The sequence below is a fragment of the Actinomycetes bacterium genome (assembly GCA_036510875.1).
GTDB lineage: Bacteria > Actinomycetota > Actinomycetes > Prado026 > Prado026 > DATCDE01.
The window spans coordinates 1-7,271 of sequence record DATCDE010000365.1 but is presented as its reverse complement, the minus strand read 5'-3'; the positions used below and the strand labels follow the sequence as shown (position 1 = coordinate 7,271).

Sequence of the window (7,271 nt, the reverse complement as noted above, 5' to 3'; positions counted from 1 at the left end):
GTGGTGTTCCTCGGCGAGGTCGTCCTGGTCATCTTCATCCTGGCCATGACCGGACGGGTGGCGGACGCCGTTCGCGGCGGCCCGACACCGAGGCTGGACGTCGTGGGCACGGTCCTGTCCGCGGGCGGCCTCGGTGTGGTCGTGCTCGGTGTGCTGGAGGCAAGCACCTGGGGCTGGCTCAAGCCGAAGGACTCCCCCGTCGAGCCGTTCGGCTTCGCCCTGACGCCGTTCGTGATCGCGCTGGGCGGGGTCCTGGTGTGGGGTTTCGCGGCTTGGCAGCGCCACCGCGAGAACGTGGGACGCGACCCGCTGGTGCACCTGAGCCTGATGAAGATCCCGCCGCTGCGCGCCGGGCTGGCTGGCCTGTTCAGCCAGAACATCATCCTGATGGGCGTCTTCTTCGTCATCCCCCTGTACCTGCAGCTGGTCCTGGGTCTCGACGCCCTGCAGACCGGCATCAAGATGCTGCCGGTGTCCATCGCGATGTTCCTCGCGGCCGCGATCGGTTCCCGGCTTTCCACCCGCTACTCCGTGCGCGGCATCGTCCGGACCGGTCTCACGCTCACCATGGTCGCCGCCCTCGCGCTGCTCGTCACGATCAAGCCCGACCTGAAGGACACAGCGTTCGCCATCTCGATGGGCCTGATCGGGGTGGGTATGGGCCTCATCGTCTCCCAGCTGGGAAACGTGGTGCAGTCGTCGGTCGACGCCTCGGGGCGCAGCGAGGCGGGTGGCCTGCAGTACACCGGCCAACAGCTGGGGTCGTCCCTGGGCGTCGCCTTGATCGGCGCGATCGTGCTCACCGGTCTGACCAGCGCGTTCGTGTCCAACATCTCCTCCGACCAGCGCATCAGCAGCGAGGTCTCCTCCCAGGTCGGGGTCGCGGTGGGCTCCGGGCTCGACTTCGTCTCGACCGCCCAGGTCCGCGCCGCCACCGAGCAGGCCGGACTCGACGCCGCCACCAGCGACGCGATCGTCGAGGACTACCAGAACGCACAGATCCAGTCCCTCAAGGTGGGCCTGCTAGTGGCTGCCTTCCTGGCACTGGGCTCCCTCGCGTTCACCCGCGATCTCCCCCACGAGTCGCCGCGCCCCGCAAGCACCCCGGTCGGGGCAGCCCCCGAGCCCGTCTAGACCACGGATGTCACCCCTCCCTGCCTTCGCACCCGGGTGGCTGACCCAATACGAGCGGGCCTCGTGGCGTTTCGACCTGGTCGCCGGGCTCACCGTCACGGCGATCCTCGTCCCGGAAGGGATGGCCTACGCTCAGCTCGCCGGGGTCGACCCCCAGGCCGCCTTCTACGCCGCCCCGGCGGCCCTGCTCCTGTACGCGCTGCTGGGCAGCTCCCGACAGCTGGTCGTGGCCGAGTCGTCGGCCGTCGCGATCACATCGGCTGCGACGATCAGCGAGCTGGCCCCGCAGGGCATCGCCGAGTACGTGACGCTGACCGCCGCCCGCGCCCTGCTCGCCGGACTGATCTCGATGGTCGCGGGACTCCTGAGGCTGGGGCGGATCGCCCGGCTCTTCTCGTCCTCCGTGCTGCTCGGGTTTCGTGTTCGGGCTGGCGCTGGTCATCACCGTGAAGCTGGTCCCGAAGATGCTCGGGATCGAGGGTGGAGAGCAGGAGTTCTTCAAGGCGCTGTGGCAGATCGTGACGGAGCTGCCGGACACCAGCGTCGTGACGTTGGCGGTCGGGCTCGCCTGCCTCGCCGGCATGCTCGCGCTCCAGCGGTTCCTGCCCAAGCGGCCGGCCGCCCTCGCGGTGCTGGTCGGCTCGCTGATCGCCTCGGCGGCGCTGAACCTGTCCGACCACGGGGTGGCCGTGGTCGGACCGCTGCCGTCCGGGCTCGCAGCGCCAGAGCTGCCAGGGGCCGGGTGGGACGCCTTCCCGCTGCTGATTACCGGCGCGTTCGGCATCGCGCTCCTCGCCTTCGCCGAGGCGATGGGGCCGGCGCAGCAGCTCGCCAGGGTGCACGGGTACGAGGTCGACGCCAATCGCGAGCTGGTCGCCATCGGTGCCGCGAACGCCGGCGCCGGCCTGTTCCAGGGCTTCTCGATCGGGGCCAGCCTCTCGAAGTCGGCGGCCAACGACCGGGCGGGTGCCCGCTCGCCCAGGTCGCTGGTCGTGGCCGCTGCGGCCACCGCCCTGGCCGCCCTCTTCCTGCCCCCCTTGTTCAAGGAGCTGCCGGAGGCGGCGCTCGGTGCGATCGTCATCGTTGCCGTCTTCGACATGGAACGGATCGCCCCCCGGAAGCGGCTGTGGCGGATCCGCCGGGCCGACTGCGTGCTCGCCCTCGTCGCCCCGGTGGGGGTCCTGGTGGTCGGCATCCTGCCCGGGCTGGCCATCGCCGTCGGCCTATCACTGGCAGTGATCGTCTGGCGGCCCGGTGAGGGACGCGTGCACATGGCCGGGCAGCACCCGAGCGGCACCGCGGACGTGGCGGCCGAGGTCGCAGCCACGCCCGGCCTGCTCGTCGTCCGCCCCCTGCAGATGCTGTTCTTCGTCAACGCTGCCGAGATCCGCGAAGCCGTCGCGGCCGCCGTGAAGAGCGCCGACCCCCGGCCGGACGTCGTCCTGCTCGACCTGGGTCTCACCCCGGATCTCGACGTCCCCGCCCTGGATGCGCTGTCCGACCTGAGCGAACGCCTGGAGAGCTCGGGAAGTCGACTGTGGCCGGTCACGAAGGACGACCTGGTGCTCGACCGGCTGACCATCGCTGGGGTCTCCCCCGCCCACCGCGTGCGGGTGTTCCCTTACGCAGCCGGCGCCGCGCTCACCGACCTCTCCCGGCACTCCAGCGACGGCGACGCCGCCCGGCACACCGTCCTCAACGACCTGCTCGCGTTCCTCGAGGTCCGCCGCCAGGACCCGGGCCTGGACGAGCGCGGTCGGCTGGTCCTCGAAGAGCTCGACAGCCGGATCCGGCAGGAGCTGCGGACCGGTTGACCGGGCGGGCCGCGGTTCGGGGGAGTGCGCGCCCTGCGGTATCGTTGGCGCCCGATCGGTGCCCCAGTAGTGGCCCCGTCTCCGGCCAGGTAGCTCAGTTGGTACGAGCGTCCGACTGAAAATCGGAAGGTCGGCGGTTCGACCCCGCCCCTGGCCACCACATAACCGCAGGTCAGCAACGCGGCGCCTCCGGCGCACCGTGGTGCGCGAAGATTCGCGGCGCTCGACGTGTTTCTTATGCAATTTGTACAGCGCACCGCGAATCTTCGCGTCAGGGCCCCTGATCCTTGATCCAGAACCGCCTGCAAGATCAACTTGTCACAGATGTGTCACAAGCCGCGACGGCGTCCAGGGCAGCCATGGCGTCGTGGGCGTCGTCCTCGAACATGTGGGCGTAGATCCGCTGGGTGACGACGGGGTGGTGTCCCTTGACGCCGGCAACCGCGACCACCGGGATGCCGGCCGCAAGTAGCAGACTGATCGCCGAGTGGCGGCAGTCGTGGAGCCGGATCCGCCTGAGTCTGGCGCCCGCGATGATCCACTGGAACTCGGCGCTGCAGGTGTCGGGGTGCATAGGCTCCCCGATCTCGTTCGTGGCGAGGTAACCGAAGTCGCGGTAGAAGCTGCCGGCAGCCGCTCGCTCGCCGGCTTGGACGTCGCGCGTGTACCGGATGGCCTGGACTGCAAAGGGAGCCAGTGGCGCTCGACGGCGGCTGCGCGTTGATTTCGGATCTCCCTCAGCCACGGTGCCTCCGGCGCGGCCGAGCGACACCGGGGACCGCCGAACAGTACGAAGGGCCGGGCGCTGTCGAGGTCCACGTCGGACCACCGGAGGCCGAGCACCTCACCTCGGCGCAGCCCAGACATCGTCAGGGCCCACGGACCCGCCAACCGGTGGGTCGCGGTGGCGTCCAGGAAGGCTCGGGCCTCCTCTGCGGTCCAGACCTCGAACTCCTGCTGGCGCTTGGGCATCCGGTCGACGAGTCGGGCGACGGTACGCTGCAGCGATCCCTCACGCACGGCGGAGTCGAGGGACTGGCGTAGGAGCCCGAGGGTCAAGTTGACCGTGCGCGGTGCCCGTCCGTTGGCGACCATCTCCTCCACGAGCGCGGTGACGTCCTTCTTGGTCACCAGGTCGAGACGCTTCGCCCCGAAGGCACGGAACGCGGGCTGCAGCCCGACGCGTTAGCCCTCGACGGTCTTGGGGCGGACCGCGTGGCGCCTCGAACGCAGCCATGAATCCACGTACTCGGCGAACGTCTGCTCGGACTTCGGCACGTACGCACCCGTCGTTACATCGGCCCTCGTCCTGGCCAAGCCGATCCCTGCACCAATCGAGACACCGAGACCGGTCCACCAAGACTCGGACTTGGTTGGGGTCACATTGTGTCTGGCCATGATCAGCCGTCTTCCTTTTGGGTCAGCATCCACAGCCTGCCGCTCAGGTCGCCACTCAACCAGAGGCGAAAGGCCGATGGGCCCGTGAACCGCCGCTCCGAAGCGCGACGAACCTCACCGGCTGCCTGTTCGAACGGCTGGACGACCCGCCCGCGATCGGCATCACTTCGGCGCGCGCGAGTTCGCGCTGGCCATCGGCGGACGCGCAAAGAAATGGCGGAAGGCCCGTCCCCGGTGGGGCGGGCCTCCTGTCATTCCGTCGAGGCGCTCATGGCCTCCGCGTCGATGCAAGTTGCGGGGCATCCAGACGTTCCCGACACGGACCCGAAAGGGCTTTCCGACCCTCCCGACTACCGCACCTGAATTGTACTCCCGGCAGGCCTGACGAGCTCATCGAGCGGTCACCTGCGCGCTCAGGGGCTTCTCGTGCCGCGTAGACGACGCGTAAACAGGTGGGCACATCAGAGCGGTCGGTCAAGTTGGGCCGGCGGGGTTCGCGAACTCCTGAGGGGTCGCGGTCCGGGCATGCCGGGGTGTCCGAGCAGTCCGCGGGGTCCGGCCGGTGAACGGATGACCAGTAACACCCTTGTTCGGACGGGCCCGCCGTGGGCGGAGATGGCGCTCGAGTCGGACCCTTTCCGGCCCGTCGGACTCTTGGTTAGGCGCGGTATTCGGGGTTGGGGTGGTCTTGGTCGCTCAGGTCCCAGTTCGCGGTGCGATTCCCGTAAGCGGGAACGCCACCCCCGTCGACTAGTCGGCGGGCGGTGTGGAGCAGGTTCCACGTGGCGAAGACGGTGTTGCGCGTGGTCCAGTGGTTGCGGGCGCCCTGGTTGTCCTCGTCGCGGTACGACGGCCCGGGTCCCGCCTCGCCCGTCCAGTAGGCGTCCGCTTGAGGTGGGATCGTGAAGCCGATGTGCGACAGCGCGTAGAGCATCTGTGCCGCGCAGTGCTTGCCGCCGTCCTCGTTTCCGGTGATCAGCGCTCCACCGGTCTTGCCGTAGTACGACCACTGGCTCGCGGCGTTGAGCTCGCTGGACCAACCGTAGAGCCGCTCGATCATCAGACGCGTCATCGAGGACTGGTCCCCAAGCCAGATCGGCGTGGCAAGCACGACGATGTCGGCGGGTTCGATGAGCTCGCGGTAGATCGCGGGGAAGTCATCGGTCGGCCATCCGCGCTCGCGCATGTCGGGATACACGCCAGGCGGGATGACATGGTCGACTGTGCGCACTTCGTCGACCTGGGCTCCCACGCCGCGCAGGATGTGGGAGCTGATCTCGATCAGAGCGTCGGTGTGGCTCACCTCGGGCGACCGTTTGAGAGTGCCATTGAGGAAGACAGCTCGCAGGTCGGTGTAGTCCGTGGTGTTCGCGGCGATCTCGGAATCGATGAACGCTTTGACTGAATCGGGAAGCATGAACGGTCCCTCGGGTTCGTGGGTCTTCCAGCCTGATCACCTGCACTCAACACCACGTCGGCCCGCCAGGGACCAAGAATCCCTTACGAAACTGTGACTCCCGCGTCTCGACGCTCCAGCCGGCGCCCATAGACGGTTCGGCGCACGCGGCAGCTGCCTCGATCTGGCGCTCGGGCAAGCGATGGTCGGCGTCTCCATTCAGGTCGAGAAGGAACCGGCCAATACCGCCCGCGTGCGGCTTCTGCTTCGCAAGACCATCAGGCCGTGGCAGCGCGGTCTTCCCGGCGCTTCTGTTCAGGTGTCCCTACTTCGTGCCGACGATGCAGCAGGCCACGCCTGGAATCCTCACCTTGCCGTTTGACTCGTAGGTGCTGACCTTGGCGATGACGGCCGTCGCGATCCGCTCCCGCGCCGGTTCGTCGACCTGCTGAAGCGCTGCAACTGCAAGCGAGACGTGCTCGCTGATCATCTCCCAATACTGCGCGGGCGATCGCGTCACGAGTTCGACGTCGACGTCCCACTCGGCCACGTCGCGCAGCCCCGCAGCCTCGTACAGGGCACTGACATATCCCGGGGCAGCGCACCGGAACATATTCGGCCCGTCCGGGTCGGGTGGCACCAGCACCGCCTCCGACGCGATTGCCTGCATGGCGATCGTCGTCCACGGATTCTCCTCGGGCTTGACCCATACCGACGAGCACAGACGTCCGCCCGGCTTGAGCACGCGCGCGAACTCGGCGGTCGCTTTGGCGACGTCGGGAAGGAACATGTACCCGAACCGCACCGAGATAGTGTCGAATGTCGCGTCACCGAATGGCAGGTCGTCGGCGCTGCACACCTTGGTCTCAAAGTTGGTGATCCCTTGCGCGTTCGCTCGTCGCGTCGCGATGTCGAGCATCTCAGCTGCAAGGTCGGTCAGAACGACGTGTCCTCTCGGCGCAAGCTTGGCGACGGTCAGCCCCGGCTCACCAGTGCCCGCGGCGATATCGAGATGCTGCTGATCATCGGCGATGTCGAGACGGTCGATCATCGCTGTGCCGACCGGGCCCAGCTGATCCATGATGACCGAGTCCCACTTCTCCCAGCCCGCAGAAAGCCCGGCCCACGTCGCTCGCTGAACGTCTCGAATCTCATCGCCGCTCGGCATCGGCCCTCCCGCTATCGGATGCGTCCATCGAACACGAAGGAACTCGTTGGCGGGAGTGCATAGTGCCCACTCGTGCTGCTCCGGGGCACGCAGAAGTGATGCCGTTAGCGTGCGCCGCTGAGGGTGCACGCGATGTGCCGATGGGGCGTGCCGCTGAGGCGGCACGCGAAGTGCCGAGAGGTTGCGGCGCTTGGATCGGCCCTAAGCGGCTCGATTCGGCTCATTGGCCGGACCGGTGCAGGGGCACAGTGCCATCCAGAGCATGACGGCGAGGATTGGAACGACTACCCAGTTGAGGGCTGCCCCGGGGGCTGTGCCCACCGTCTCAATGGGCTTGAGGTGTCCGGCCATTGAGCGAAGG

5 protein-coding genes and 1 tRNA gene are annotated in these 7,271 nt (G+C 68.2%); 3 read left to right on the top strand and 3 right to left on the bottom strand.

Going from position 1 to position 7,271, the window contains the following annotated elements:
• The 3 genes from VIM19_20960 to VIM19_20950 all read left to right on the top strand — a co-directional run.
• Positions 1-1,134 (top strand): MFS transporter (locus tag VIM19_20960; GenBank protein ID HEY5187304.1); only part of this gene is annotated, 1,134 nt, incomplete at its 5' end.
• Between the two features lie 419 nt (positions 1,135-1,553).
• Entirely contained in the window at positions 1,554-2,948 is a 1,395-nt protein-coding gene (locus tag VIM19_20955; GenBank protein HEY5187303.1) for a SulP family inorganic anion transporter, read from the top strand.
• An 83-nt stretch (positions 2,949-3,031) separates the two neighbouring features.
• Positions 3,032-3,108: transfer RNA gene (locus VIM19_20950), tRNA-Phe, on the top strand.
• 150 nt (positions 3,109-3,258) lie between these two features.
• Here the strand turns inward: VIM19_20950 and VIM19_20945 are convergent.
• From VIM19_20945 to VIM19_20935, 3 genes are all read right to left on the bottom strand, one after another.
• Complete coding sequence (locus VIM19_20945; protein ID HEY5187302.1) at positions 3,259-3,720, bottom strand: tyrosine-type recombinase/integrase; 462 nt, start codon at positions 3,718-3,720, stop codon at positions 3,259-3,261.
• Positions 3,721-5,004: 1,284 nt separating this feature from the next.
• The gene (locus VIM19_20940) at positions 5,005-5,763 is read right to left on the bottom strand and encodes an NAD(P)H-dependent oxidoreductase (GenBank protein ID HEY5187301.1); all 759 of its coding nucleotides are present in this window, start codon (positions 5,761-5,763) and stop codon (positions 5,005-5,007) included.
• A gap of 304 nt (positions 5,764-6,067) precedes the next feature.
• Positions 6,068-6,910 carry a class I SAM-dependent methyltransferase gene (locus tag VIM19_20935; GenBank protein HEY5187300.1) on the bottom strand — a complete coding sequence of 281 codons (843 nt, stop codon included), beginning with the start codon at positions 6,908-6,910 and terminating at the stop codon, positions 6,068-6,070.
• Positions 6,911-7,271: the final 361 nt, after the last annotated feature.

Coding starts and splice junctions, on each gene's coding strand:
- VIM19_20940 (HEY5187301.1), bottom strand. CDS start 5,763: ATGCTTCCCGATTCAGTCAAAGCGTTCATCGATTCCGAGATCGCCGCG.
- VIM19_20935 (HEY5187300.1), bottom strand. CDS start 6,910: ATGCCGAGCGGCGATGAGATTCGAGACGTTCAGCGAGCGACGTGGGCC.